Here is a 24,462-nt window from a genome sequence, read left to right as displayed (position 1 = left end):
ACTAGTCCTCGGCCAGCAGGGCGCGGCGTCGCGTGGCCTTCGCCGCCTCCACAAGACCCAGCATCCGCCCGGCGATCGACGTGTCGATCGTCGCGATATGATCCAGACGGCGGCGCACCTTGCCGACGGCGCCGGAGCGCCCCAGCGGACCGATGCGCCAGGCCTGTTCAGCCGCGCGCCGGAGCACGCCCTGTCCGTCGACCGCGGGCTGAAGACCAGCGCCGACACGCCGAACCGAGGCGGCGAACGGTCGCTTATAGTGATCGTGACCCACGCCGAGGTCATAGATGCTCAGACCCAGTTCGGGCATCGCGCGGACAGCCTGGTCCAGAAAGGCGTTGCCGGGCGAGAAGGCGGCCAGATCCGGATCGGTCGAGGCGATCCAGGGATGGAACACGGCGCGGCCGTCGATCTCCTGCCGCACCCCGAAATGGCCGCCCACCAGTCGATCGCCGGCCCGGAGCGTCAGCATGAGACCGGTCATGGGTCCCTGGCGCATCTCGAACAGGTCACGCATCAGACGCGTGGCCCAGGCCGGACGCAGAACGTCCTGGGCGCCGGTCCGGTGGAACTGGTCGCGCTTCCAGCGCAGCAGGGTCTCGAACGTGGCGAGGTCCGTATCGGCCCGCAGCGACAACGGACCGAGTTCCCGTAGCCGGTTCAGCAGGCGTCGATAGTTCTTGAACTTCTTAGGGCTGGCCGCGCGACGGGCCTCGAGATAGGCGTCCGGCGTCGTCCCGGTCAGGTCGATGCTGAAGGCCTCGACCGCATCGGCCGGAACCGGGAAGACGCCATGCGGATCGACCAGGCCGCCATGCCGGAAGACCTTCAGGCCCGCCAGGCCGACGACGTCTGTGGAGGCATCGAACGCGCCCCGCTCGCTGACCAGCCCATGATAGTCTGCAAACGGCGCGCCGATCGGACGCCCGAAGCCGCCGGGGCGGCGATGGTGGGCGAAGAAGCCGACGGTCCGGTCGCCTCGCCGGAAGATCGAGACGCTGGCGTCGTCACGCACCCGCCCGACCGCCATAGCGAACCAGGGTGACAGCAGAGGGCTGGCGAACAACGGGTCCGCCGCCTGCAGCGCCGCCCATAGAGCGACGTCGGCGGCGACGAGGTCCGCAGCCGCGACGGTCTCGACCGTCATTCCCGCGCTGTGCGATAGGGCGTCGTCCAATGTGGCACACTCAGGCTTCATCTGACCGCCTCCATGCAAGTTCCCGGCCAGGGTGCGACGAACGCGCACAGGGTCACGTGTGCGGTCTCTCTACCTGAGGTTAGGTGGAGAATTGGTTTTCGCATGGCGGGTGCTCCGCCACGTGGGGCGCTGACCTGCGCTGCGCTTGCGGCTATGGATGTCCCCGGCTAAGACGTCGCCAAGAATATTCATCACTGGATGAAAAAGGGGAAGCGTATGGGTAAGATCGTCGCCGACGCCCGCGCGGCGCTGGAAGGCGTCGTCTTCGACGGCATGACGGTGATGTCGGGCGGCTTTGGCCTTTGCGGCATTCCCGAGAACCTGATCGCCGCGCTGAAGGCCTCGGGCGTCAAGGGCCTGACGGTCATTTCCAACAATGCGGGCGTGGACGGCTTCGGCCTCGGCCAGCTTCTGGAGACGCGTCAGATCGCCAAGATGATCTCGTCCTACGTCGGGGAGAACAAGGAGTTCGAGCGCCAGTACCTGGCCGGCGAGCTGGAGCTGGAGTTCAATCCCCAGGGCACCCTGGCCGAGCGCATCCGCGCGGGCGGGGCCGGTATCCCGGCCTTCTTCACCGCCACCGGCGTCGGCACCCTGGTCGCCGACGGCAAGGAGGTGCGCGAGTTCGACGGACGCAAATATGTGATGGAGACCGGCCTCGTCGCCGATCTGGCCATCGTCAAGGCCTGGAAGGCCGACGAGCGCGGCAATCTGGTGTTCCGTAAGACCGCCCGCAACTTCAACCCGATGATGGCCACGGCCGGCAAGGTGACCCTGGTCGAGGTCGAGGAGATCGTCCCGACGGGTTCGCTGGACCCCGACCACATCCATACGCCCGGCGTCTATGTCGATCGGCTTTTCGTCGGCCAGTTCGAGAAGAGAATCGAACAGAGAACAGTGCGCCAGCGGGAGAGCGTCTGATCGGGTGTGGGGGATGGGGTGTGGGGTGTGGAGGCACAGAAGATGACGGCGCCGCTCTCGTCCTATCGTGAACTTACTGTCTGGAGGGACGGCATAGAGCTCGTGAAGGCGTGCTATTTCGTCACCCGGGAGTTCCCGAAGGACGAGCTGTTCGGACTGACTTCGCAAATTCGACGCTCGGCCGTCTCCGTCCCCGCCAACATCGCAGAAGGATACGGCAGAGGCAGCCGCAAGGACTATGTCAGACACCTGATGATCGCGCAGGGCTCACTGAAGGAACTGGAGACCCATCTGATTATCGCAGCAGAAGTGGGACACTCTCCCCAGACCCAGATCGACCCGCTACTGAGCCGATGCGATCGGCTAGGTCGAGGCTTGGGCGCTCTGATCCGCTCCCTTCGTGCAAAGCTCGACTAACCGCCACATTCCACACCCCACACCCCACACCCCACACCCCACACCCCACACCCGGATTTTCCAATGCCCCGCACTCGCGAACAGCTGGCCGAACGCGCCGCTCAGGAACTGCAGGACGGCTTCTATGTGAACCTCGGCATCGGCATACCGACCCTGGTCGCCAACTACATCCCCGTCGGAATGGAGGTCACCCTTCAGTCCGAGAACGGGATGCTGGGCATGGGACCGTTTCCGTACGACGAGGACGTCGATCCGGACCTGATCAACGCCGGCAAGCAGACCATCACCGAGATCCCCGAAAGCAGCTATTTCAGCTCGGCCGACAGTTTCGCCATGATCCGGGGCGGCCACATCAACCTGTCGATCCTGGGCGCCATGGAGGTGGCGGAGAACGGCGACATCGCCAACTGGATGATCCCCGGCAAGCTGGTGAAGGGCATGGGCGGCGCCATGGACCTGGTCGCCGGCGTCAAGCGGGTGGTCGTAGTCATGGAGCACGCCAACAAGCACGGCCAGTCCAAGGTGCTGAAGGCCTGCACCCTGCCCCTGACCGGGACCGGCGTGGTCAGCCGCATTATCACCGATCTGGCGGTGTTCGACGTCAAGCCGGACGGCGCCGGGCTGGAACTGATCGAACTTGCCGAGGGCGTGACCCTGGACGAGGTCGCGGCCAGGACCGAGGCGGCTTATTCCGTCGCGCCTGCGCTCGTCGCCTGAGCCGGCCTCGCCCGCGACCTGAATCCACCCGCCTGAGGCGCGATCCCGCTTGGCCTCGCCGACAAGCGGCACGATAAGAGACAGGATGACCGTCGCCGCCGTCTATCGCGCCCTGCCCGGGGCGCCGCCGCACGCCAGGGAGCGGCTGCTCGTCCTGGCGACCACGGCCCGCGACGGAGAGGCCGCGAGTTTCGGCGAACCCGTGCGCCAGGCCCTGGCCGGCGCCGCGGATCGGGTGCGCGCCGAGATGCGCGGCGGGGAATTGACCGAATGTCTGGCGGTCATGGCCCATCTCCGGACCGGTCTGGTCGGCCTTGAGCCGAGCGCCCTGCTGACGCGTCGCGGACTGGGCGGGCTGTTCGACAGCCGCCGCAAGCGGCTGAGGGCGTTTCGTCGGCGGTTCGGCGATGTGACCCGAACCCTGGCGGAATCGCTGGACGATCTTCAGGTCCGGCGCGGCGCGATCGCGCGACGTTCCGGCTTCGCCGACCGACTGTGGGAGGAGTTGCGGACCTGCGCCCTGGAGGTGGACGCCCACGCCCTGGCTGCGGCCGCTGCGGCGGGCGATGACGCCGAGGCGCCGCTGGCGCTGCGCGCCGGCCGGCTGGCCGAGGCGCGCGACGCGGCCATCTCGATCCTGCCTCAGGTCAGGAGCGGACAGAACGCAGATGCGTCGGCCGCCGAGCGCATCCACGCCGTCTGCGACGCCCTGATGGAGTGGCACACCGAGTGGCGGCTGGCGCTGGGTCTTGATGGCCAGAAGGGCGACCGGCGCGGCAAACCCCCGTCCGAGCGCATCCGGCCGGATCAGACCCGGCTGACAACGTCGCGTGAGACCGTGCTGTCCATGCTGTCGGTCGCCGAACGCGAGGTCGAGACGGCGCGGAAGCGTCGGCTGGAAGCGGACGGGCGGATCGAAAACGCGCGGCGGCGGATCTGAATCTCAGGCCTGGAGTTCAAGGAGCGCCGAAGGCGCGCCAGCCGGCGCGGCTGTCCGGCGCCAGGCCGAAATCCGCCGTCACCCGACCCGCACGCCGGAATTCAAGATCCAGACGAGCCCGGCCATTGTCGGCCTTCGCCGGATCGAAGTTCATCAGCATCAGATGCAGGGCGTCGCCGGGACGCACGTCGAGGGCGCCGTTCGCCGGGACCGTCCATTCAGGGTCCGTCACCATGTCCGGTCGCGGCCCGCTGCGGTCGATGCGGTGCAGTTCGATCCGGTCAGCGCAGACACAGCGGACGCCGATCAGCTGGTCCGCATCCTCTCCGCCGTTGACGACGCGGAGATAGGCCGCCGCATCCTGACCCGCCTCCCCCGGATTGGCGACGATCCGGCGCTCGAGCCGCAGGCTGCCCGCCCGAACCTCGGGCTCGGCGCCAGCCAGCCAGGGCAGGATCGGCTGTCCGGTGGGGTCCGGCCGATAGTCGAAGCCGCCGAAGGTCTCGGTCCCGGCCTCGGTCACCTTCAGAGAACGGGTGCGATAGACGCCGTCATCACCGAGCGTCGCCCTGGAGCGCAGGGTTTCGACGCCTTCGGCGCCGTGAACGGTCTCGACAATGTCGAAGACCCCGGCGCCGGCGGGGGCGAGGGTTCCGGTCGTGTGGAATCCGCCCGTGGTGAAATAGTGGAAGATCAGGCCGCCGCTGTCCTTGTCGGGAAAGATCAGGGTCTCCCCGCCGTAGACGCCGCCGTTGACGGCGTGGACGATCCGAACGGCGTGACCGCCCAGGGCCCAGTCCCAGCGCATCACATCCTCGACCACAGCCTGTCCCACGGCCGCGCCGCGCCAGGTGCGGCCGATCATCGGCCGCAACGCATCCAGCGCCGAGGAGACCGACGGCGCGGCGGCCGGCGCCTGCTGGGCGACGGCGGCCCCGGGTGCTCCTGCCATCGCCAGCGCCAGGCCGCAGAAGACCGTGACCAGATATCGTTTCATGACGCCCTCCCAAGCTCGGCCGGGATTGAGCGCCCTTATCGATCGCCCCGCAAGACCGTCCGAACCCGCTTCAGCGTGACGTGGCCGCCAGAGGCGCCGGCGCCGAGGTCAGGGTCCAGTCCACGACCTGACCGTTGACGTCGCGCACCGCCGCATCGAAGGCGTCAACGATGGCCGAGACACGGTTCTCGCGAGCCGGGACCGAAACGGTGAACACCTGTTCCACCGTGCGTCCGTCCTCCGGCCGGATGGGACCGCCGCCGGCGCGGACGCGCTCGGGCGTATTGCGCAGTTGCGCGCGGGCGGTGACCACCACCGTCGGCGGCGCGTCCTGTCCGGCGAGATAGCGGGCCTCGAAGCTGGAAACGGCGACGCGCAGCACCAGGGGCGTCGTTCCCGGCTCGCGCCGGTCGAGCACGCGAATTCGGTCCGGCCGGGCGGCGAAGGCGGCGTTGAGGCTATCATCGAACAGCACGGCCGCCGGAGACACCCAGCGGGCGCCGCCGATATAGGCGGTCTCGGTTCCCGTCACGCCCAGGATGCGCTCGTCGCGGGAGGCGTCCGGAAACTCGACCCGGCGGATCGAGATGAGCAGGGGCGCAGGCGTGGTTCCCGCCCGTGCCGGCTCGTCCATCATCGCGCCGAAGCGATAGAGCTGGACAGGGTCCGGCGTCGACAGGATCGAACATGCGCCCAGCGCCGCCAGGGCGGCGCCCATGACGCCGGCCTTGAGGATCGTGCGGATCACGGTTGCACCTCCAGTTCCTTGGACGCCGGGCGCCCGATGAAGTCACGCGGGCTTTCCCGCACGTCGTCGATCAGTTGCTGCAGCGAACGGGTGGCGTCCTGCAGTTCTTCGATCGTACGGCTGAGTTGCGGCAGGCTGGAGGTCGCGAAATCATCCAGCGGCCGCTCAAGGCCGTTCACCGAACGGTTGATCGAAGCCATGGCCTGCTGAGCCTCGCGGGTGGCCTGATTGACGTTGGCGATCGCCTGGCGTCCGTCCTCGTTGATCAGGCGGCGACTGTCGGCGCCCAGGCCCTCGAACTCCTTGATGGCGCTGTTGGCCGAGGTCAGGGCCTCTTCCAGCTGTTTCAGCATGCCCTTGCGGGCCTCAAGCTCGGTGGACAGCGACTCGACGTTCTTCAGGCTGGTGGAGAAGGACCGGATGTTGTCGTCGGACATGACGCGGTTGATGCGGTTCAGGGCGTCCACCGTCTGGGCCAGAACCGTGCCGGAGCCGCTGAGCAGTTCAGCCAGGGGCGACGGCTGGCTCTGGATCACGGGCACGGCGCTGTCGGGATACTGGGACTTCAGAAGGGCGCTGTTGGCGTCGCCCGCGGTGATCTGGATGTAGTTGAGGCCGGTGATGCCCTGGGGCTCCAGCTGGGCGCGCGAGGTGACGCGGACCGGCGTCGTGCCGTTCAGACGCACGCGGGCGATGACCTGATCGCCCTTCTGCGGGTCGAGATTCAGGTCCGTGACCTCGCCGACGCGGATGCCGTTGAAGTGCACCTCGCCGCCTTCCGACAGACCGCGCACCGGTCCGTAGAAGACGATGTCATAGACATCGTAGTCCTTGTTGAACTGAAGGCGCGCCAGCCAGATGGTGAACACCGCCAGCGCCAGCAGAAGGGCGACGGTGGCGATGCCGACGGCGGCGTAATGAGCGTCTCTTTCCATGTGTCCGCCCTCCTCAGGCGGCCTGGGTTGCGGCCCGGCCGCGCGGGCCGAGGAAATATTCACGGATCCAAGGATGGTCGGAGCGTTCCAGCTCCTTCACCGGGGCCTTGGCGACCACATGTTTGTCGGCCAGGACCGCGACCTTGTCGCAGATGGCGTACAGACTATCGAGGTCGTGGGTGATCATGAAGACGGTCAGGCCCAGATCGTCCGAAAGGTCGCGGATCAACTGGTCGAAGGCGGCGGCGCCGATCGGGTCCAGACCGGCGGTCGGCTCGTCCAGGAAGATCAGCTCCGGGTCCAGCGCCAGGGCGCGGGCCAGACCGACCCGCTTCTTCATGCCGCCGGACAGTTCGGCCGGCTTCTTGTGATGGGCGTCAGGCTTCAGCCCGACCATGGCGATCTTCATCTCCGCCAGTTCGCGGATGACGTCGCGCGGCAGGTCCGTGTGCTCGACCAGGGGCGAGGCCACGTTCTCCAGCACCGTCAGGGACGAGAACAGGGCGCCCTGCTGGAACAGGACGCCGGTCCGGCGTTCGATCTCGGCGGCTTCCTCGGAGGTCATTTCGGCGGTGTCATGGCCGAAGATGCTGACCGTGCCGCCCTCGGGCTGCTTCAGGCCGATGATGGTGTTGAGCAGCACCGTCTTGCCGGTGCCCGAACCGCCGACCACGCCCAGCACCTCGCCCCGCACGACGTCGAGGTCGAGATCCTGGTGGATCACCTGCTCGCCGAACTGGCTGAGGAGGCCCCGAACCTCGATCAGGGTCTCGCGCTGCTCCACGGCGCGAGCCGGGCGCGCGGCGCCCTTCTTCGTCTGCACCGCCTTCACAGGTTCAGCTCCAGGAAGATCAGGGCGAAGACGGCGTCCAGGAAGATGATGGCGAAGATGGCCTGGACCACGGCGGCCGTGACCCGCCGCCCCAGGCTCTCGACGTCGCCCGCGACCGACATGCCCTGGCGGCAGCCGATGGCCGCGATGACCACGGCGAAGACCGGCGCCTTGACCATGCCGACCATCAGATGGGTGCCCATCATCGGGTCTTCGCTGATCCGCTGGATGAAGAAGGCCGGGCCGTAGGACAGCTGGCTCCAGGTCACCAGCATGCCGCCGAGGAAGCCGGCCAGCATGCCGACGAAGGTCAGCAGGGGCAGCATCAGGATCATGGCCGCCAGACGCGGGATGACCAGCGCCTGGAACGGATTGACGCCCATCACCTGCATCGCGTCCACCTCCTGGTTCATCCGCATCGACCCGACCTCGGCGGCGAAGGAGGAGGCGGAACGACCGGCCAGGAGGATGGCCGTGATCAGGACGGCGAGTTCCCGCAGTGTCGCCACCGCGACAAGCTGGACCGTGAAAACCCCGGCGCCGAACTGGGTCAGCAGATTGGCGCCCAGGAAGGCGATGACGGCGCCGATGAAGAAGTTGGTGACGGCGATGATCGGCAGGGCGTCCAGGCCGGCGCGCTCCGCCTGGCTGAACCAGGCCGGCCAACGGATGCCGCGGGGATGGCGCATGGCGGCGCCCGAGGCCACCATCAGCCGACCTAGGAAGGCCATCGACATCGTCATCTCGTGCCCGATGTCATAGACGCCCCGGCCCATCTTGGCGAAGGTGCGGGTGAAGGCGTCGGCGCGGCGGGGAGGCGCCGCGCTCTCGCGTTCAAGCCTTTCCACCATGGCGAAGATCCGGCCGGCCTCGGGCCGGTCGCGCCAGGCGTCGTCCGGCAGAAGGTCCGGCGCGGCATGAATCAGGGTCAGGGCGCCCGCCGTGTCGAACCGTCCCAGCTCGCTGAGATCAAGGCCCAGCAAAGGGTCCGGCCCCAGACGACCGGCCAGACGGCGGGCCGCCGAACCGACGCCCGTGGTCGTCCAGTCGCCGGTCAGGCGCAGAACCTTGCCGTCGCCGGAGTCGTCAAGCTGAAAATCCGCTGGCCGCATGCCCCTCACATAGACGAAACCGCAGCGCTCGCCCACGGCCGAACCGCCATAACGCGCCGAAACGGCCAAGGTTCTCTGGACTGTTCAGGAGCCGATACGATCCTGGGCAAGCCGCAGATCATCCAGCAGATTCCGCCGCGCCTCCGCGCGCACCTTCGCATCCGAAAGCCGCAGGATGTAGGCCGGATGCAGGCTGACGACGGCCGTCGCGCCGTCGTCGGCCGTCTGGACGCGTCCGCGTTCCGACAGGACCGACGCCTTGCGCCCCAGCACGGCGAGGGCCGCGGTCGCGCCGAGGGCCACGATGACCTTGGGACGCACCAGTTTTCGCTCGGCGTCCAGCCACCATTTGCAAGCCTGGACCTCGCCCGACCCCGGCGTCTTGTGCAGACGACGCCTGCCGCGCGATTCATGCTTGAAATGCCGGACGGCGTTGGTGACGAAGACCCCGGCGCGATCGACGCCCGCCTCGATCAGGGCCGCGTCCAGCACCTCCCCGGCCGGGCCGACGAAGGGGCGATTCGCAAGGTCCTCCTGATCGCCCGGCTGTTCCCCCACGATCATGAGGTCCGCCCGCGCCGGCCCCTCGCCGCAGACGCCGTGCGTCGCGTCACGCCAAAGCGGGCATCGGCGACAGCCCTGCACCTGGTCCTGCAGCGAGGCGAGGTCGGCGGGCGGCGGGGCGGTCGGGTCGGTGGGCAGCGGCGCATCCGGCGCGAGCGCACGCAGGAAACGGGTGTTGGGCGCCGCCGCCTGGCGGTCGACCATCCGGGTGGCCCGGTCATCGGCCGAGGCGATCATTTCCGGGATCAGCGCCGCCTCAGGCAGGTTCTTCCAGTACTTTCGCGGCATTTCCGACGTCATGGCCCGGACACGCAGCCGCGCCGGATTGAAGGTCGAGGCATAGTAGGTGCGCCAGAACGCCTCGACCTCGTCGTGGTCGGGGGCCTGATCACGATTGGCGGGCGGGCCGAACGCCAGGGTCTCGCCGTCCCAGTGCGCCGCGCCGCCCGGCGTCAGGATCGACCATCGTTGATTGGCGAAGCGACGCACGAAGAACGGCGCGGTCCGTTCCAGCACCCGATGCGCCGGCTCGAACCAGGCCACCCAGGTCGAGCCGTCATCGTCCGCGGCCTCGCGAAAGCGGACAAACGCCTTCATCTTGTGCGCGGCGCGCGAGACGGCCTTGGCTCTCAACCGGGCGTCGGCGACGGCGGGGTCAGACAGCACCGCCATGAGGTCGGGCTCATCCCGGAGCCGCCACAGGAGGCCGTAAAGCAGGTCGAACCGGTCAGGCGAACGGTGACAGATCACCGCCTCGGCCAGATCGACGAAGGCCCGGGGCGTCGAAAAGGAGCCGCCGGATCTGGGCGTCGGCGCCGCTGAGGCCTGGAAGAGGCTCGGCGTACTCTGCGCGCCGGCGACGCGGAAGCCCGCTTCGGACGGCGGCACGTCCCAAGACCGGAAGGCGCGGGCGGCGCGCCGCCAGCCCTCGAAATCCGTCTCGTGCGCCAGTTCCGCCGTCGGCATCAGAACAGGGACAGTTGTTGCGACCGGACGCGAGGGCTGAGACGGGCGCGCAGATCCGCCGCGTCCGTCAGCCCGCCCGGGGTCCAGTCCAGAGCCACAATCCAGGGGCGCACCTTGTCGATGGACCGCGTCAGCCGGGCCACGTCATCCAGCCGCAAGGTGCGATGGCGGCGCACCGACAGAATGCGATCGACAGCCTTCACGCCCAGGCCGGGAACCCGCAGCAGAGCCTCGCGATCCGCCGCATTCACATCGACCGGGAACCGATCACGTCGTCCCAGCGCCCAGGCCAGCTTGGGATCGATCTCGAGGTCCAGCATGCCGTCGGCCGTGCCGGAGGTGATCTCGCCGGCCTCGAAGCCATAGAAGCGCATCAGCCAGTCGGCCTGGTACAGGCGGTGTTCGCGAACCAGCGGCGGCCGTTGCGGCGGCAGGATCGCACTGGCGTCGGGAATGGGGCTGAAGGCCGAATAGTAGACCCGCTTCAGGCCATAGCCCCCATAGAGGCCGGCGCTTCGCGTCAGGATTTCACTGTCCGGCGCCCCGTCCGCCCCGACGATCATCTGGGTGCTCTGGCCGGCGGGCGCGAAGGCGGGCGGCCGGGCGCGCGAGCGGCCGCCGCCCTGGGCCGCCTCCAGCCGACGCCGCACACGCCCCATCGCCTGACGGATGGTTCGGGCGTTCTTCTGGGGCGCCAGTTCAGCCATGGCCTCGTCGCGCGGCAGCTCGATGTTCGCCGACAGCCGGTCCGCCCAGAGCCCGGCCTCCTCGACAAGAATCGGGTCGGCCTCCGGGATGAGCTTCAGGTGGATGTAACCCCGGAAATCGTGGTCCTGACGCAGCGACCGCGCGACGCGGACCAACTCCTCCATCGTGTGATCCGAGGATCGGATGACGCCGGACGACAGGAACAGGCCCTCGATATAGTTGCGACGGTAAAAGCTGAGCGTGAGATCGACGACCTCCTCGACGATGAACCGGGCGCGCGGCACGTTCGACGACGCGCGGTTGATGCAGTAGGCGCAGTCGTAGATGCAGAAATTGGTCAGCAGGATCTTCAGCAGGGACACGCAGCGCCCATCCGGCGTGTAGGCATGGCAGATGCCCATGCCTTCGGTGGAGCCGACGCCCTTGCCGTCCATCGAGTTGCGACCCTTCGCGCCGGACGAGGCGCAGGACGCGTCATATTTCGCGGCGTCGGCCAGAACGGCCAAACGCTCGCGCAGGGATATCTTGCTCATGTTCCCGTTATGTTCCGGACACGGCGCGACGTCCAGCGTGGCCGTAGGAAATCGCTGAAGGGGCCTAGCGCAGGTAGTTGAGCAGCGAGACCTGGCTCAGCTGGCTGACGACCTGGGCAGAGGCCTGGATGGCGACCTGGGCGAGCTGAAGATCGGTGATGGCCTGGGCCATGTCGGCGTCGGTGCGGTTGGAGACCAGTTCCGAGAGGGAGTCGATCTGTGCGGTATTGGACGCGGTTATCGATTCGACCTGTTTCAGCAGGGCGCCGTTGCCCGCCGTGACGGTCGTCACGGCCGTGGTCGCCGCCTGGAGTTCCTGCAGCTTGCCGCTGAGGAAGGTCTTCTGGGCCGGCGAAAGCGTACCGCTGAGCGGTCCGGTGGCGGGGTCGTCGCTATAGGCCTGGATGTCCCGGAAGATCTGGGACACCGCCGCACCGACGTCATCCGCCAGAAGGCCGGTGCGGGTCGGCGCGCCTTCCGAAAGCCGTGAAACGGAAGCCAGCTGATCATTCTGGAAGATGGACGCGACGTCCGGGGCGGCGGTCAGCTCCGCCAGGGTCTGGACATTGACCGCCGGAGTGTCGGCGCGAGATCCGGAGAACAGATAGTCGCCGTTGTGGCGCGTGTTCAGCCCACCCGCGACGTCGCGGAAGGCGTTGTCCATTTCCAGCAGCAGGGTCACGCCGGAATCGTTGGCGATGGCGTTGCCGATGGTGCCGGCGGCGCCGGACAGGGCGTCGCCTATACGCGTGAGGGCGAGGTCCTGGGCGTCCAGCCGCGCGGCGGCGGCGTCCCCCGCGTTGACGAAGCCCTGCACCCGCGCCTGGGCCGCCTTCATCGCCGTCAGGCTTTCGGATCCCCGGCCGAAGCCCGCCAGGTCGGTGGCGTTCTTCTGGGTCGAAATGCGCGACTGGGCGTCCGCCTGACGGGTCTGTGCCGACATCAGGTTGAGCAGGGCGGACTGATAGTTTCCGGCGGTCGAAATGCGGTTCATCAGGTCATCTGCAGAAGGGTGTCGTACATGTCCTTGGCGGCCTGGATCAGGCGCGCCGAGGCGTTGAACGCCTGTTGGTAGGTGGTCATGGCGACCAGTTCCTCATCCAGGTTCACGCCCTCGTGGGCGGTCTGGCGGGACTGGGCCTCCGTCCGGATGGCGTCGGCGCTTTCAGCCCGTGTCTTTGACGTCGAGGCCCGGGCGCCGATGTCGCCCGAGAGGTCCGACACATAGCGAGACAGCGACATCGCGCCGCCGGACGATCCGCCGGCGGCCTGGAAGTTGGCCGTGCGATTGCCGGCGTCGGCCAGAAGCGCCGCGCCCCGCCCGTCGCCCGAACCGAGCACCGAGGATCCCGGCGCGACGGACAGGTTCAGTTGCGCCAGGGCCAGCCGCTTGGGATCGGCGGCGATGTCGGCGCGGATGGAGAAGCCGTCGGCGCGCGAGGCCCGCACGCCGCCGCCGACGCCGAACAGTTCGCTGACCGACACGCCGGACGGAACCTGGCTGGTCGTGTCGCTGAGGACGGTCAGATTGGTGGCCGGCTGGGTCGAGCTGACGAAGGACACAGAACCCGACGTCGGGTCCAGGACGAAGGCGCCGTAGCGCCCCACGCCGGTGGCGGCGCTGTTCAGGGCCGTCAGCAGCTCGCCCACCGTCCCGACGCCGGCCGGGACCGCGACGGACACGTCGCGAAGCAGGGCGCCGTTGGCGTCCGTCATCTTGAGCCGGAGGGTCTCGCCTGCCGTGAACCCATGCGGCGAGGCGGCGGTCAGGCCGAGATCGTAGTTCGAGGGACGGTCCGAAACGATCAGGTCGTTCAGGCCGAAATAGTGGGAGAAGCCGCGTCCGGCCTTGTTGCTGGGGCCGCCGGCGTCATCGGTGATGGCGATGCCGTTCGCGGTTCCGGTCGAGATGCTGAGCCGTCCATCGGCGAAACTGACGGTCGCGGCGCCGCCGAGCTGAGCGTTTACGTCCGCCAGGAAGGTCGCGGCGTCGGCGACGGGAAAGGCGATGTCGGCGCGGGCGACCAGGGCGCCCGTCGTCGGATTGACCACGGCGATCGTCGTCGAACCGGTGAAGCCGGCCAGGGCGACGTCCAGCGTCTGGCCCACATTGCGGCCGGTCAGGCTGGTCGGAGGGGGCACGGCGGCGTTGGCATTGTGGGCGCGGTTCAGCTCATCGGCGAGCTTGCTCATCAGCTCGCCCAGCCGTTCGGCCGCGGCCGGCGCCTCGACGTCGCGAAGCTCCAGCAGCCCCTTGATCTCGCCGCTCTTCAGTCCGGCGGTCAGGGACTGGGTCTTGCCGCCCGGCTCCGTGACCCAGATGTCGTCGAAGGTGCTCTCGGCGTTCACCGCCCCGGCGGATCGGTAGGACAGGGTGGCGGCGCCCGCGCCCGCCAGCAGCAGACCCGAGCCGGTGCGGATCGAGACGCCGCCGTTGGTCCGGGGCGTGATGTTGATGTCGATCAGGTCTCCCAGCTGGGCGATCAGGGCCGACTGCTGGGTCTCGGCGCCGGTGGCGTCGCCGCTGATGGCGCGTGAGCGGGTGATCTCGACGTTGAGGGCCTCGATCTGCTGGATCAGGTCATTGGCGGTCTGGACCGCCGTGCCGAGGCGGCTGTCGGCGTCCTCGCGCACGGTCTGGATCTGACCGGCGATCCGCGCCGACTCCTGAAACGCCGCCTGGGCCTTGTAGACGGCCTCCTGACGCAGGGGCGAGGACGAAGCGGCCTCGGACAGGGAGGCGAAAGACGAGAACACCTCGTCGATCTGGCTGAACAGGCCCGTGTCCCCACCGGGGTCGCCGAACAGGCTCTGAATCCGGTCATACAGCTCATATCGCACGCCGTAGCGCGCGGCGTCGGCGCCGGCGTTCAGACTGGCGGCCTGAAGGAAACGGTCGGTCGCCAGGCTGATGCGGGCGACGTCGACCCCGGCGCCCGCGCCCTGGCTGGCCAGGCTGACCTGCTCAGCGACCTTGCGGATGTAGCCGGGCGTCGAGACGTTCGCGACGTTGTCGGAAACCACGCGCAGCTGGGTCTGGGCCGCGATCAGCCCGGAGTTGGCGATGTTGAAGATCGAGTTCAGCGACATCAGACGCCCCGACCCGGCAGCTCTTGCCCGGCGGCGAGCGCAATTTGCCCGCTGTCGCGGCGGCGCGCCTGCCACACCGCGCTGATTTTACTGGCTTTCTGACAAACCATCCGATCCATGGCGTCGTTCACCGCAAACTGTGGGCCAGTTGCTTTGCGGAGGCGACGGTCGAGTTCGGGCACGGCGAACGGCGCCGGGCAAATTTAGGTCTCCACACGGCAAAAATCGACGACGAAGGCCCTGCCCCGCGCCGGCTGACTCCCGATGTTTTCCATGAAAGACAGATAGTTATGGCCAGGCGACAAATTGGCCCGGCGTTTGCGACGTGCGATCCGAATGACCAGGCGCAGCAGGCGCCGCCCGCCCATAGCCCCGTTTGCGGATCGCCTGCGCCCCATGTTCGACGTCCTTTCCATTGCGGCTCTCGCGCCCGTCGCTCCGGCGACCGGGGGCGCGGACATGTCCGCCGTGGACAGCGACTTCGGCGTCTTGATGAAGGCGTTCGCCGGCGAAGCAGGGAATGGGGAGGCCGGCTCCGATCCGGCCATGACGGTCGATGTCATTTCGGCCGCGGGCGCAAAAGCTGCGGCGCCGAGGCCGGATGCCGGGGTTCCGCTGCATCTGTCGGCGGCCCTCACCCAGGATGAGGCGGGCCCGTCCGCCTCGAGCCAGGACCTGAATGACGCCGAACCTGGTGCGGAAGCCGCCTCCGAACCGGAGACGGCACCGGCCGGGCCGGCGATGGGACCTGAAGCGCCGAAAGCCGAAGAGCCGGCTTCGACCACGACCGCTTCGGACGCGCCGATCGAGCCTTCCGTTGCGAGCCCTGTCGCGTTCGCCCCCCCTCCGTCGGCGCCGATCGGGCCTTCGCTGCAGGCCGTGACCAATCTCGAAGCCCAGGTATCCGCTGAGGATTCGCCGGAGGCCGCCGCACCCGTCACTCCCGGCGATGCGGGGCGGCTGACGGAGGCGGCCACACCGGTCGCGCCACCTCTGCCCGACCGTCCCTCAGCCTCGGCCAGAACGGATGTCACGCCCAGGCATCAGCCGGAGACGGTCGCCGTACCGGCGAACGCCGACGCCGAAACCGCTTCGGACAAGGCGCTGACCGACCAACTGACGCCTGGAGCTTCAACTCCGGACGCCGAGACAGACAAGGCGGGGTCACGCGGCGGCGGAACCGTCGCAACGCCTGCTGACGCGAAGACCCCGTCCACCCTGGCCAAGGCTCTGGCCGATGCGGGGGTGACGCGGCTGGACGCGAAGTCCGCCGAACCGGCGAAGGAGGTCGCCGAACCGTCCGCAACCGGACCGCAGACCGGCGCGACGGAGCGTGCGGCGACGGCGGTGATCCGGGCGGCGGCCTCGTCGTCTTCAGCCCCATCGCCCCTGATCCCGACGGTGCGGGGGTCATCGCAGGGTCAGGTGTCGGCCTCCGCGGAGCACTTCGGAAGCGCTTCGGACGCCGAGCCGAAATCGCCTGCCCCCTCGATCCCGTCTCCGTCCTCATCCCCCTCCATTCCAACTGCGGCGACCAACACCGAAGTTTTGACACTGGCCCCGAACGGCGGCGTCGCGGTGGATTCGCGCCTCACCGCATCGGGTCATCGTGAGGGGGCGGCGCAGGAAGCGATGATCGCTGCGGAAGGCGCCGCCGCGCCGGAACAATCCGCACCGGTTGACCAGTCCAAACCCGCGAAGGCCGTCAGCCTGACACCGGCCCTAAAGGTGAACGATGCAGCTCCCAGGACGCCCACGGACGCCGTCGCCCCTATCACGAGCGACACCGGCGTCGGCGTAGCGGGTTCGACCGCTGGCGGGACGACCAGCTCGACCCCGGCGACCGCGATGACTTCGATGCTGTCGTCGATTTCGGCCGCAACGGCGGAGACGACGGCGGCCCTCGGCGCCCAGATCCTGCGCCGCCTGGACGGACGCTCGACCCGCTTCGAAATCGGGCTGACGCCCGAAGGCCTGGGACAGGTCGACGTGACGCTGGATATCGACGCCGAAGGCGGACTGACGGCACGCCTGGCCTTCGACAGTCCGATCTCGGCGGCGGAACTGCGCGGTCGTGCGGATGAATTGCGCCGCCAGTTGCAGGAGGCCGGCTTCTCCGTCGCCCAGGACGCCTTGTCCTTCTCTGAGCGTGACGCCGGTCAGTCGGGAGGCGGCAACGGCCGATCCGCCCGTGAATTCCTGGCCGAGTCCGCGCGCGCCTTCGCCGGCGCCGAGCGCCTGGCGGAAGCCGCCGAAACCGCCCTGGCCCTCCCGGCCTGGGCCGCCCGATCCCTGACGCCCGCCGGCGTCGATGTGAAAGTCTGAGCCCATGGTTGACGCTGTCGGCGCCTATTCCGGGACCTCGAACACCAGCGCGGCGCGCACGAGCCTGACCGCGAATTTCGAGACCTTCCTGACGCTTCTGACGACCCAGTTGAAGAACCAGGATCCGCTTTCGCCGCTGGATTCCAACGAGTTCACGGCGCAGCTGACCCAGATGGCCGGGGTCGAGCAGCAACTGCTGACCAACGACCTGCTGACCAATCTGCTCTCGGCCCAGCAGTCCCAGGGCATGACCAGCGCCTCCAACTATATCGGCAAGGAGGTCACGGCGGTCTGGACGGCCGACAAGCTGACCAACGGCCAGGCGAACTGGAGCTACGAACTGGGCGCCTCCGCCGGATCGGTCACGCTCCAGGTGATCGATTCCACCGGCAAGACCGTCTGGACCGGAGACGGTCCGGGCAAGACCGAGGGCGTTCACGACTTTGTCTGGGACGGCAAGACCACCGCCGGCGGCCAGGCCCAGGACGGCGGCGTCTACACCCTGAAGGTCACCGCCAAGAATGGCGACCAGACCGTCACCAGCCAGGTGCTGACGCGCGGGGTTGTGCGCGGCGTCGAGCTCTATGACGGCACGCCTTACCTCAATGTCGGCAACTCCATCGTCCCGCTTGAAGCGGTCATCGCCATGAAGGCCGCGACCGCCTCGTGATCCCCATACGCAACCCGATTTCTCCGAAGGACTGACCCATGAGCATCAACAGCGCCCTGATGGCCGGCGTGTCCGGACTGACCTCGAACGCCGCCGCCATGGCCGCGATCTCCCAGAACATCTCGAACGTGAACACGGTCGGCTACAAGCGTGTCCAGGCCGAGTTCTCGACCCTGGTGAATAACCAGCAGCAGGGCGTGAACTATTCGGCGGGCGGGGTCATGGCCTCGACCCGGAACTTCATCAGCCAGTTGGGACAGCTTCAGCGCACGACGAACTCCACCGACCTGGCGATCGACGGTCAGGGCTTCTTCGTGACGACTGAAAAGGCCGAGGGTCTGGACGCCGGTGATGCGCGGCTGTTCACCCGCGCCGGCGCCTTCCGCGTCGATGATCTGGGCTATCTGCGCAACACCGCCGGCCTCTATCTGCAGGGTTGGCCGGTGGATGACGACGGCAATGTCGCGCTCGATCCGTCGGACCTGAACCGGCTGCGGTCGATCAACGTCGCCTCGGTCGGCGGCGCCGCCGAAGCCACCACGCGGGCCCAGATCAACGCCAATCTGAAATCCAGCCAGGCCATCTCGGCCGAAGCCGCCGCCGCGTCCACCGTGCCGGCGGGCGCCGGAGCCTATGACCCGGCCGCGAACTCCATGGCCCAGTACGACGCCGTCGCCGGAACCGGCGTGAAACCCGACTTCGCCATCAGCCTGCCGGTGTCGGATTCCAAGGGCGGGCAGCGAACCCTGACGCTGAACCTGCTGAAGAGCGCCGTGCCCAACCAGTGGTACGCTGAGATCGTCGCCACGCCGGCGTCCGACGTCGTATCAGGAGCGCCCCTGGCGGACGGCCAGGTGAAGACCGGCATCATCGCCTTCACCCAGGACGGACGCCTCGACACCGCGGCCATGGCGGCGCTCGGCGCTGACGCCCTGTTCGCCGACGTCGCCGACGCCACCCTGACCTTCGGCGCCTCGGACGCCGCCGCGCCGGGCGCCGGAGCAGTCAATTGGGCGACCGACCTGGGCATCGACGACCAGACCGTGACCCTGGATCTGGCGGCGGCCGCAGGCGGCCTCACCCAGTACGACAGCGACTCCATCGTCCAGGCCGTCATCACCAACGGCACCCCGTTCGGCAGTCTGATCGGGGTCGAGATCGACGAGCAGGGTTTCGTGACCGCCAACTTCGACAATGGGGTCAGCCGCCGGATCGCCCAGGTCGCCCTGGCCACCTTCCCCTCGACCGACAGCCTGACCTCGATCTCGGGCAACGCCTTCCGGGTCAGCCGCGACTCCGGCACCTACAATCTCAAGGCGGCCGGCACCGGCGGCGCGGGCCTGATCGCGGCGTCGCAGCTGGAGGCCTCAACGGTCGATCTGTCGACCGAGTTCACAGGCCTGATCACCACCCAGCGCGCCTATTCCGCCTCGTCCAAAATCATCACCACGGCCGATGAAATGCTGGCCGAGCTGATCAACATCAAACGCTGATCGGCGGGTAACCAGTCGTTAGGCACAATGAATCGCCGCTTCAACAGTCTTATCCAAAGCTGTCCGGGCCTGAAGATGCTTATCGTCTTCTTCACCACGACGCTTAAATGGACCTTAGGCGCCGCCGCCTATTGTTCCCCTATGAGTTTGGTGGGGAATGAGGCCTGAGCCCATGTTGCAAGAGCGGCGCCTGAACAGCAAAGGCGAACACTACGTGGTTGGACCGACCGGCACGCCCCTGACTCTCAGGGACCTTCCGCCCGCCAACACCGATCGCTGGGTCATCCGCCGCAAGGCGGAGGTCGTGGCGGCCGTGCGCGGCGGTCTTCTCAGCCTGGAAGACGCGCTGGAGAAGTATCGGCTGACCGCCGAGGAGTTCATGGCCTGGCAGCAGGCCATCGACAAATGGGGCATGCAGGGTCTGCGCACGACCCGCATCCAGAACTATCGCGGCTGATCCACCCGGATCGCCGGACATGAAACGGCCCCGTCCTGGACGGGGCCGTTTTCGTTGTGGAGGCGATGCGTCGAGACCTCAGTCGGCGACACGGTTCACGCACTTGCCGGCGATTTCCCAGTTGGCCACCAGTTGCAGCAGATCCAGAAGATAGTTGTAGTCGGCCTCGAACTGCCGCGCAGGATAAGTCACCGGGGCTGAGTCCGGCCCCATCGACGCCGTCAGGGTTCCGCCGCTCATCATTTCGTCGAACCAGGCCCGCTGCGCGTCCGGAACCTCGCCCTGACGCCCGACCGGGAAACGCCCGCCGTCGAGCGCGCCGAAGGCCCCCGCCAACCGCCCGCCTTCACCCGGCGAAGCCTCCGGGCCGATGACGAGCGCGATCCGATCGACCGCCGGCTGGTGCGGTGCGAATTCCGAGGCGACCGTCAAGGTCGTCTCGGGGCCCTGGGCCAGAGGAATGGTCAGTTCGCCGCGATAGCCGACGCCCGATCCGAGCGCGACGATCCGTCCGCGCCCCTCGCCGATCTCGCCTTCAAGCCCGCAGACCGGAATCGGGGTCGCCGCCGGCGCCGGCGGAGCGGAGGGGGTCTGTGCCTGAGCCATGGATGCGCAGAACGACGACGCCAGACACCACGCCAGGACGGCGCTCGACATCAACGACCTGTTCGACAACAGCTTTCCCACCTTGATACAGCCGACGACGTCCCGGGGCCCGCCTGCAAGGAACCGGCCGCACGTCATGAACCCTCTGGTCTAGCCCACTCATGACAAAGGCGCGATCCTTTCGGACCGCGCCCTGTCGTCTCAGGCGGCTGGAGGGTTACCAGCGGCGGTTGTCGCGGTCGCGGCGCTCGCTGCGGACCTGGGCGGACAGGCGGTCGTAGCGACGGTCCAGGTCATTGCGCTCGACCCGGCTCAGGCCGCCGCGCAGGTAGCTGCGCTCCAGACGGATCAGGCTGTTCAGCTCGGCCTTCAGGCGGCCGGCCTCGCGGTGCGACAACTGGCGGGTGCGCACGCCCTGGTCGATGCGACGGTCCAGGTTGACCTTGCGGTGGGCGATCGACTGCCAGTTGGCGTAGCTCTGGGCGGCCGGAGCCCGCGAGGGGCCCTGATTGTGGCCGTAGCCGTAGTTCTGGGCGGCGGCGGGAACGGCGGCGGCCGAAGCCGCGGCCAGGAACAGAGCGGGGACGATGAACTTCTTCACTGGATCTCTCCTCGGTTTCGGCGCCGACCGGGCTGGCCAGCGATGAAACAAGACCTACCGCCCCCCGCCTGAGCCCCACCTGAACACCCACGCTCAGCTTCCGTTCATCAACGTGAGAAACCCGAAAGGTCCGAGGCTCGCCAAGTCCGCGCCCAGCCCCTAATCAGAACCGTTCTGTTTCGGAGCCGTCGAGTGATCCGCCTTGCCTCCCTAGCGCTCATTCCGGCGCTCCTGCTCGCCACGCCGGGAATGGCCGCCGCCCAGGCGACGCCGCCGGCCGGGTTCACCCTGACCACCGGGACGCCCAGGGCGCCCGAGCAGCTTTCGGCGCGGTTCGACAAGGCCGATCTGTCTTTCCGGATCGAACCCGCCGAGGAGCGTATCGAGGGCGTCGCAGTGCTCGACTTCACCGCAACGGCGCCGTTCGAATGGCTGCCGCTGGAGCTGGACGAGGCGTTCTCGATCGAAGCCATAGCGATGGACGGCGAGGACATTCACCCGGACGACGGCTGGAAGAACGAGAACGGCCGTCTCTGGATCGACCTCGCAGGAGTCGAGGCCGGCCGCGCCTTTCAGCTCCGGATCGCCTATTCCGGCACGCCCCATGAAGCGAGGAACGCGCCGTGGGACGGCGGATTCGTCTGGTCGACAACGCCGGACGGCAAACCCTGGGTCGCGACGGCCGTGCAGGGCGAAGGGTGCGATCTGTTCTGGCCCTGCATCGACCATCCACAGGGCGAGCCCGCGCAGGTGGATCTGCACATCACCGTGCCGGCCGGTCTGTCCGCGCCCTCGAACGGCCGCTTCCTCGGCAAGACAGAAAACACCGACGGCACGACCACCTGGAATTGGTCAGCCCGCCAGCCCAACACCTACGCCATCGCCCTGAACGTCGGTCCCTATGTCGAGATGGCCGCCGACTATCAGAGCCGTTTCGGCAACGCGATCCCGATGCGGTTCTGGCGGCTGGAGACCGCGCCCGTCGACCGTGCAGCCGCCCTGTTCGCCGAATTTCCGCTGATGCTCGATTTCTATGAGACGGTGATCGGCCCCTTCCCCTTCGGCGACGAGAAGATGGGGGTGGTCGAGACGCCGCACCTGGGCATGGAGCACCAGACCATCAACGCCTACGGCAACGGCTACAAGCTGGACGGCAAGGGCTATGACTGGCTGCTGCAGCACGAGCTGGCCCACGAATGGTTCGGCAACCAGATGACCAATGTCGACTGGGACGACATGTGGCTGCACGAAGGGTTCGGCACCTATATGCAGCCGCTCTACGCCCGCTGGCTGAACGGCGACCGCTATATGGAGGTCGAGCTGGCGGAGATGCGCAAGACCCTGGCCAACCGCTTCCCCCTGGTGTCAGGCAGGAGCCAGGAGTCCGGCGCCGTCTACGACGGGGCCACGGGTCCGGGGTTGGACCTCTACTACAAGGGCGCCCTGATCGCCCATTCGCTGCGCCTGCTGATCGGTGACGAGGCGTTTTTCCGCAGCCTGCGGCGGCTGATCTATGACACCGCCGAGCCTTGGCCCGGAAACTTCCGGCCCGTGTACAGATCGACCCCCGACCTGATCCGCATCGTCAATGAGGAGGCCGGGCGCGATCTGGGCTGGTTCTTCGACGCCTATGTCTATCAGGCGGCCCTGCCGCGGCTGGAACTGACGCGCGACGGCGACCGCGCGACCCTGGCCTGGACCGGCGCGCCGGGCGATTTTCCCATGCCGGTGGAGGTCGAGATCGACGGGCGATCGATCACGCTGGACATGGCGGGCGGAAGGGGCGCGTTCGACGCGCCGCGCGGCGCCCACATCCTGATCGACCCGCGCAACCGGGTGCTGCGTGATCTCGACTTCATCGAAGCCTGGCGCGCGCGGCAGACGGCGAACTGAAATCGGCGATCAGGCCGGGACGACCGTCACCGACTGGCGCACCATCTGGCAGGACCCCTGGGTGGTCAGGAAGGCGATGTCGGCGGCGTCTCGGCCGCTGGCGATGCGGACCAGACCCTCGATCGGCGCCAACCGGGTCGGATCGACCAGCCACCACCCTTCATCGAGCCAGACCTCGAACACGGCATGGAAGTCTGGCGGGACCAATTCATGCGCATAGGCGCTGACCGCGCGCGCCGGAATGCCGGACGCGCGACACAGGGTGATCCCCAGGTGGGTGAAATCGCGGCAAACGCCCGCCCGGTCGATGAAGGTCCGGGCCGCCGTGGTCTCTGAGTCTGACACACCGGGCTCGTAGTCGATGTTGGAATGGATCCAGTCCAGGATCGCCAGAATGCGCGCGCCGCCCGACGTGTCGCCGAAGGTCCGCTGCACGAAGCGGCCGAACTGATCCGACGGGCAGTAGCGGCTGGGGCGCGTATAGATCAGGACCTCGGGCGGCAGGTCGTTCCAGTCATGCTGACTGACGCCGGGCGGCAGGCCCAGCAGAACGCCATTGTCCACCACCGCCTCGTAGACGACCGCCACCTCGCCCTCCAGATGACCGCGCAGGGTGCGGGCGCCGAAGTCGGGATCGACGTCCTCGTGGAACGCCACGCCGGGCGAAACGGTCAGTTGCTCCTCGAGCACGTTCTGGCCGGGCCACCGCGCGGCCTGGATCAGGAAGATGGCGTCCGTGGGAGGATCGAAGCGATAGAGCAGCTCGGAACGGACACGCAGTTTCATCGCCGCCCTTTGCTCCCTGCCGGACCCCAGGTCAACGAGCCGCCGGGTCGCGTCGTTCCCGCCTGTGGAATGTGGATTTGACAGGCGCGCCTCGCGTCCGTGATAGTCGATCCGTGTTCATTGACCGGAGCGTCGCCATGTTGTCCGCCCTTATCGCCGCCGCCCTGATCCAGACCGCCCTGCCCGGCACGCAGAACACCGCGACCCAAGCCACCGAACGGGTGTCGGTGCCGAACGTCCGCGCCGGCGACAACCTGCGCACCGCGCCCGCTCAGGAAGAGACCGGGCCTGACCGCGTCTGCCGGATGGAGCCGGTGACCGGCTCGCGCTTCCCCGTGCGCGTGTGCCGCGGCCCGCGCAATTCTGCGGCCAACACGGCGGAAACGCGCGAGATGCTGCGCCAGATGCAGGGCCTGCCCGAACTGCCGAACAGCCTGTCCGGGCCGAAGCAGCCGCCCGCTTATTGAGGGTCACGGCGCGCGGCGGGGTCACAGTCTACGTCGCACATCCACGGCCCCGACGTCGCTTCAGCCGGCACGCCTAGCTCAGCACGGGGCCAGACCCTACTCTGCGAATCTGATTTCCGACCACGCCGGAAGGTCAGTCGCTTTCCAGACGGTTGACCTCACGCGAAGGTGGTGCGGGCGGTCGGGCTCGAACCGACACTCCTTGCGGAACCGGATTTTGAGTCCAATCGAAGCACTGTAATTTAAGTCGTTTTTCTCGCTTTGTGCTAATCGATGTGCTAGCACGCCTAGTGAGAACGAGTCATCCTTAGCAGGTCCTCGGCGTGGTGCCACGGTCTATCGCAAGATTGTCCTCAGCTACTGACGTGACCCCCGTTTCTCATCCAGCCATAACGAGAGTCCTGGGTTGATCTGAACTGGGGTTGTTGGGGTTGGCAAGAGGCCGGTCAGCGCAGCCCCCAACCAGCGCAGCTGACCGGCCGATCT

General features: G+C 67.9%; 23 protein-coding genes. 10 read left to right on the top strand and 13 right to left on the bottom strand.

Features of this window, described 5'->3' with window-relative positions; translation table 11 throughout:
* Position 1: 1 nt before the first annotated feature.
* Complete coding sequence (locus ACO2Q1_RS15005; protein WP_423330294.1) at positions 2 to 1,147, bottom strand: GNAT family N-acetyltransferase; 1,146 nt, start codon at positions 1,145 to 1,147, stop codon at positions 2 to 4.
* 267 nt (positions 1,148 to 1,414) lie between these two features.
* Here ACO2Q1_RS15005 and ACO2Q1_RS15000 point away from each other — a divergent pair, with 267 nt between their 5' ends.
* The 4 genes from ACO2Q1_RS15000 to ACO2Q1_RS14985 all read left to right on the top strand — a co-directional run bounded on the left by ACO2Q1_RS15000 (position 1,415) and on the right by ACO2Q1_RS14985 (position 4,193).
* Positions 1,415 to 2,119 (top strand): CoA transferase subunit A, encoded by a 705-nt coding sequence (locus tag ACO2Q1_RS15000; protein ID WP_423330293.1) that lies wholly within the window; start codon positions 1,415 to 1,417, stop codon positions 2,117 to 2,119.
* Positions 2,120 to 2,161: 42 nt separating this feature from the next.
* Positions 2,162 to 2,536 carry a four helix bundle protein gene (locus tag ACO2Q1_RS14995; RefSeq protein ID WP_423330292.1) on the top strand — a complete coding sequence of 125 codons (375 nt, stop codon included), beginning with the start codon at positions 2,162 to 2,164 and terminating at the stop codon, positions 2,534 to 2,536.
* Positions 2,537 to 2,599: 63 nt separating this feature from the next.
* Positions 2,600 to 3,253, top strand: a complete 654-nt coding sequence (locus ACO2Q1_RS14990; protein WP_423330291.1) for a 3-oxoacid CoA-transferase subunit B — start codon at positions 2,600 to 2,602, stop codon at positions 3,251 to 3,253.
* Between the two features lie 85 nt (positions 3,254 to 3,338).
* On the top strand, positions 3,339 to 4,193 hold the full coding sequence (locus tag ACO2Q1_RS14985) for a hypothetical protein (protein WP_423330290.1): 855 nt from the start codon (positions 3,339 to 3,341) through the stop codon (positions 4,191 to 4,193).
* A 16-nt stretch (positions 4,194 to 4,209) separates the two neighbouring features.
* On the opposite strand, the gene ACO2Q1_RS14980 is transcribed toward ACO2Q1_RS14985, so the two are convergent.
* The 9 genes from ACO2Q1_RS14980 to flgK all read right to left on the bottom strand — a co-directional run bounded on the left by ACO2Q1_RS14980 (position 4,210) and on the right by flgK (position 14,678).
* Positions 4,210 to 5,190 (bottom strand): copper chaperone PCu(A)C, encoded by a 981-nt coding sequence (locus ACO2Q1_RS14980; RefSeq protein WP_423330289.1) that lies wholly within the window; start codon positions 5,188 to 5,190, stop codon positions 4,210 to 4,212.
* A 70-nt stretch (positions 5,191 to 5,260) separates the two neighbouring features.
* Positions 5,261 to 5,938, bottom strand: a complete 678-nt coding sequence (locus tag ACO2Q1_RS14975) for an ABC-type transport auxiliary lipoprotein family protein (protein ID WP_423330288.1) — start codon at positions 5,936 to 5,938, stop codon at positions 5,261 to 5,263.
* A complete protein-coding gene (locus tag ACO2Q1_RS14970; RefSeq protein WP_423330287.1) occupies positions 5,935 to 6,873 on the bottom strand; it encodes an MlaD family protein in 939 nt (312 codons plus the stop codon). Before ACO2Q1_RS14970 ends, ACO2Q1_RS14975 begins: the two co-directional genes overlap by 4 nt.
* Before the next feature lie 13 nt (positions 6,874 to 6,886).
* Positions 6,887 to 7,696, bottom strand: coding sequence for an ABC transporter ATP-binding protein (locus ACO2Q1_RS14965; RefSeq protein WP_423330286.1), 810 nt, complete (start codon positions 7,694 to 7,696; stop codon positions 6,887 to 6,889).
* A gap of 5 nt (positions 7,697 to 7,701) precedes the next feature.
* Positions 7,702 to 8,817 carry an MlaE family lipid ABC transporter permease subunit gene (locus ACO2Q1_RS14960; protein WP_423330376.1) on the bottom strand — a complete coding sequence of 372 codons (1,116 nt, stop codon included), beginning with the start codon at positions 8,815 to 8,817 and terminating at the stop codon, positions 7,702 to 7,704.
* Between the two features lie 84 nt (positions 8,818 to 8,901).
* The gene (locus ACO2Q1_RS14955) at positions 8,902 to 10,347 is read right to left on the bottom strand and encodes a UdgX family uracil-DNA binding protein (protein ID WP_423330285.1); all 1,446 of its coding nucleotides are present in this window, start codon (positions 10,345 to 10,347) and stop codon (positions 8,902 to 8,904) included.
* On the bottom strand, positions 10,347 to 11,588 hold the full coding sequence (locus ACO2Q1_RS14950; protein WP_423330284.1) for a putative DNA modification/repair radical SAM protein: 1,242 nt from the start codon (positions 11,586 to 11,588) through the stop codon (positions 10,347 to 10,349). The genes ACO2Q1_RS14955 and ACO2Q1_RS14950 overlap by 1 nt, the downstream gene beginning before the upstream one ends.
* A gap of 64 nt (positions 11,589 to 11,652) precedes the next feature.
* Positions 11,653 to 12,582 (bottom strand): flagellin, encoded by a 930-nt coding sequence (locus ACO2Q1_RS14945; protein ID WP_423330283.1) that lies wholly within the window; start codon positions 12,580 to 12,582, stop codon positions 11,653 to 11,655.
* The gene (gene flgK / locus ACO2Q1_RS14940) at positions 12,582 to 14,678 is read right to left on the bottom strand and encodes a flagellar hook-associated protein FlgK (RefSeq protein WP_423330282.1); all 2,097 of its coding nucleotides are present in this window, start codon (positions 14,676 to 14,678) and stop codon (positions 12,582 to 12,584) included. Before flgK ends, ACO2Q1_RS14945 begins: the two co-directional genes overlap by 1 nt.
* A 396-nt stretch (positions 14,679 to 15,074) precedes the next feature.
* Here flgK and ACO2Q1_RS14935 point away from each other — a divergent pair, with 396 nt between their 5' ends.
* The 4 genes from ACO2Q1_RS14935 (at position 15,075) to ACO2Q1_RS14920 (ending at position 19,623) form a co-directional block, all read left to right on the top strand.
* The gene (locus ACO2Q1_RS14935; RefSeq protein WP_423330281.1) at positions 15,075 to 17,003 is read left to right on the top strand and encodes a flagellar hook-length control protein FliK; all 1,929 of its coding nucleotides are present in this window, start codon (positions 15,075 to 15,077) and stop codon (positions 17,001 to 17,003) included.
* Positions 17,004 to 17,007: 4 nt separating this feature from the next.
* Positions 17,008 to 17,673: a flagellar hook capping FlgD N-terminal domain-containing protein gene (locus ACO2Q1_RS14930; protein WP_423330280.1), complete on the top strand. Its 666-nt coding sequence runs from the start codon at positions 17,008 to 17,010 to the stop codon at positions 17,671 to 17,673.
* A 38-nt stretch (positions 17,674 to 17,711) separates the two neighbouring features.
* Positions 17,712 to 19,166, top strand: a complete 1,455-nt coding sequence (gene flgE / locus ACO2Q1_RS14925; RefSeq protein WP_423330279.1) for a flagellar hook protein FlgE — start codon at positions 17,712 to 17,714, stop codon at positions 19,164 to 19,166.
* Positions 19,167 to 19,338: 172 nt separating this feature from the next.
* Positions 19,339 to 19,623 (top strand): DUF1153 domain-containing protein, encoded by a 285-nt coding sequence (locus tag ACO2Q1_RS14920; protein WP_423330278.1) that lies wholly within the window; start codon positions 19,339 to 19,341, stop codon positions 19,621 to 19,623.
* 78 nt (positions 19,624 to 19,701) lie between these two features.
* Here ACO2Q1_RS14920 and ACO2Q1_RS14915 read toward each other — a convergent pair whose 3' ends face one another.
* Both ACO2Q1_RS14915 and ACO2Q1_RS14910 read right to left on the bottom strand, forming a co-directional pair.
* Entirely contained in the window at positions 19,702 to 20,280 is a 579-nt protein-coding gene (locus ACO2Q1_RS14915; protein WP_423330277.1) for a hypothetical protein, read from the bottom strand.
* 166 nt (positions 20,281 to 20,446) lie between these two features.
* Positions 20,447 to 20,830, bottom strand: coding sequence for a hypothetical protein (locus ACO2Q1_RS14910; protein ID WP_423330276.1), 384 nt, complete (start codon positions 20,828 to 20,830; stop codon positions 20,447 to 20,449).
* Positions 20,831 to 21,022: 192 nt separating this feature from the next.
* Here ACO2Q1_RS14910 and ACO2Q1_RS14905 point away from each other — a divergent pair, with 192 nt between their 5' ends.
* Positions 21,023 to 22,723 carry a M1 family metallopeptidase gene (locus ACO2Q1_RS14905; RefSeq protein ID WP_423330275.1) on the top strand — a complete coding sequence of 567 codons (1,701 nt, stop codon included), beginning with the start codon at positions 21,023 to 21,025 and terminating at the stop codon, positions 22,721 to 22,723.
* Between the two features lie 9 nt (positions 22,724 to 22,732).
* Here ACO2Q1_RS14905 and ACO2Q1_RS14900 read toward each other — a convergent pair whose 3' ends face one another.
* Positions 22,733 to 23,509 (bottom strand): transglutaminase-like domain-containing protein, encoded by a 777-nt coding sequence (locus tag ACO2Q1_RS14900; protein WP_423330274.1) that lies wholly within the window; start codon positions 23,507 to 23,509, stop codon positions 22,733 to 22,735.
* A gap of 137 nt (positions 23,510 to 23,646) precedes the next feature.
* Here ACO2Q1_RS14900 and ACO2Q1_RS14895 point away from each other — a divergent pair, with 137 nt between their 5' ends.
* A complete protein-coding gene (locus ACO2Q1_RS14895; protein ID WP_423330273.1) occupies positions 23,647 to 23,976 on the top strand; it encodes a hypothetical protein in 330 nt (109 codons plus the stop codon).
* The last annotated feature ends 486 nt before the right edge of the window (positions 23,977 to 24,462 follow it).

The organism is Brevundimonas sp. VNH65 (assembly GCF_049445955.1).
Classification (GTDB): Bacteria; Pseudomonadota; Alphaproteobacteria; order Caulobacterales; family Caulobacteraceae; genus Brevundimonas.
Note: the sequence above shows the minus strand (reverse complement) of the source record. Positions and strands in the feature narration are given on the sequence as shown.

Bases quoted from the DNA above. Each gene is read 5' to 3' on its own strand.
- ACO2Q1_RS14945 (WP_423330283.1), bottom strand. From the start codon at position 12,582: ATGAACCGCATTTCGACCGCCGGAAACTATCAGTCCGCCCTGCTCAAC.
- ACO2Q1_RS14970 (WP_423330287.1), bottom strand. From the start codon at position 6,873: ATGGAAAGAGACGCTCATTACGCCGCCGTCGGCATCGCCACCGTCGCC.
- flgE (WP_423330279.1), top strand. From the start codon at position 17,712: ATGAGCATCAACAGCGCCCTGATGGCCGGCGTGTCCGGACTGACCTCG.
- ACO2Q1_RS15000 (WP_423330293.1), top strand. From the start codon at position 1,415: ATGGGTAAGATCGTCGCCGACGCCCGCGCGGCGCTGGAAGGCGTCGTC.
- ACO2Q1_RS14955 (WP_423330285.1), bottom strand. From the start codon at position 10,347: ATGCCGACGGCGGAACTGGCGCACGAGACGGATTTCGAGGGCTGGCGG.
- ACO2Q1_RS14900 (WP_423330274.1), bottom strand. From the start codon at position 23,509: ATGAAACTGCGTGTCCGTTCCGAGCTGCTCTATCGCTTCGATCCTCCC.
- ACO2Q1_RS14915 (WP_423330277.1), bottom strand. From the start codon at position 20,280: ATGTCGAGCGCCGTCCTGGCGTGGTGTCTGGCGTCGTCGTTCTGCGCA.
- ACO2Q1_RS14960 (WP_423330376.1), bottom strand. From the start codon at position 8,817: ATGCGGCCAGCGGATTTTCAGCTTGACGACTCCGGCGACGGCAAGGTT.
- ACO2Q1_RS14920 (WP_423330278.1), top strand. From the start codon at position 19,339: ATGTTGCAAGAGCGGCGCCTGAACAGCAAAGGCGAACACTACGTGGTT.
- ACO2Q1_RS14985 (WP_423330290.1), top strand. From the start codon at position 3,339: ATGACCGTCGCCGCCGTCTATCGCGCCCTGCCCGGGGCGCCGCCGCAC.
- ACO2Q1_RS14895 (WP_423330273.1), top strand. From the start codon at position 23,647: ATGTTGTCCGCCCTTATCGCCGCCGCCCTGATCCAGACCGCCCTGCCC.
- ACO2Q1_RS14995 (WP_423330292.1), top strand. From the start codon at position 2,162: ATGACGGCGCCGCTCTCGTCCTATCGTGAACTTACTGTCTGGAGGGAC.
- ACO2Q1_RS14980 (WP_423330289.1), bottom strand. From the start codon at position 5,190: ATGAAACGATATCTGGTCACGGTCTTCTGCGGCCTGGCGCTGGCGATG.
- ACO2Q1_RS14935 (WP_423330281.1), top strand. From the start codon at position 15,075: ATGTTCGACGTCCTTTCCATTGCGGCTCTCGCGCCCGTCGCTCCGGCG.
- ACO2Q1_RS15005 (WP_423330294.1), bottom strand. From the start codon at position 1,147: ATGACGGTCGAGACCGTCGCGGCTGCGGACCTCGTCGCCGCCGACGTC.
- ACO2Q1_RS14930 (WP_423330280.1), top strand. From the start codon at position 17,008: ATGGTTGACGCTGTCGGCGCCTATTCCGGGACCTCGAACACCAGCGCG.
- ACO2Q1_RS14950 (WP_423330284.1), bottom strand. From the start codon at position 11,588: ATGAGCAAGATATCCCTGCGCGAGCGTTTGGCCGTTCTGGCCGACGCC.
- flgK (WP_423330282.1), bottom strand. From the start codon at position 14,678: ATGTCGCTGAACTCGATCTTCAACATCGCCAACTCCGGGCTGATCGCG.
- ACO2Q1_RS14990 (WP_423330291.1), top strand. From the start codon at position 2,600: ATGCCCCGCACTCGCGAACAGCTGGCCGAACGCGCCGCTCAGGAACTG.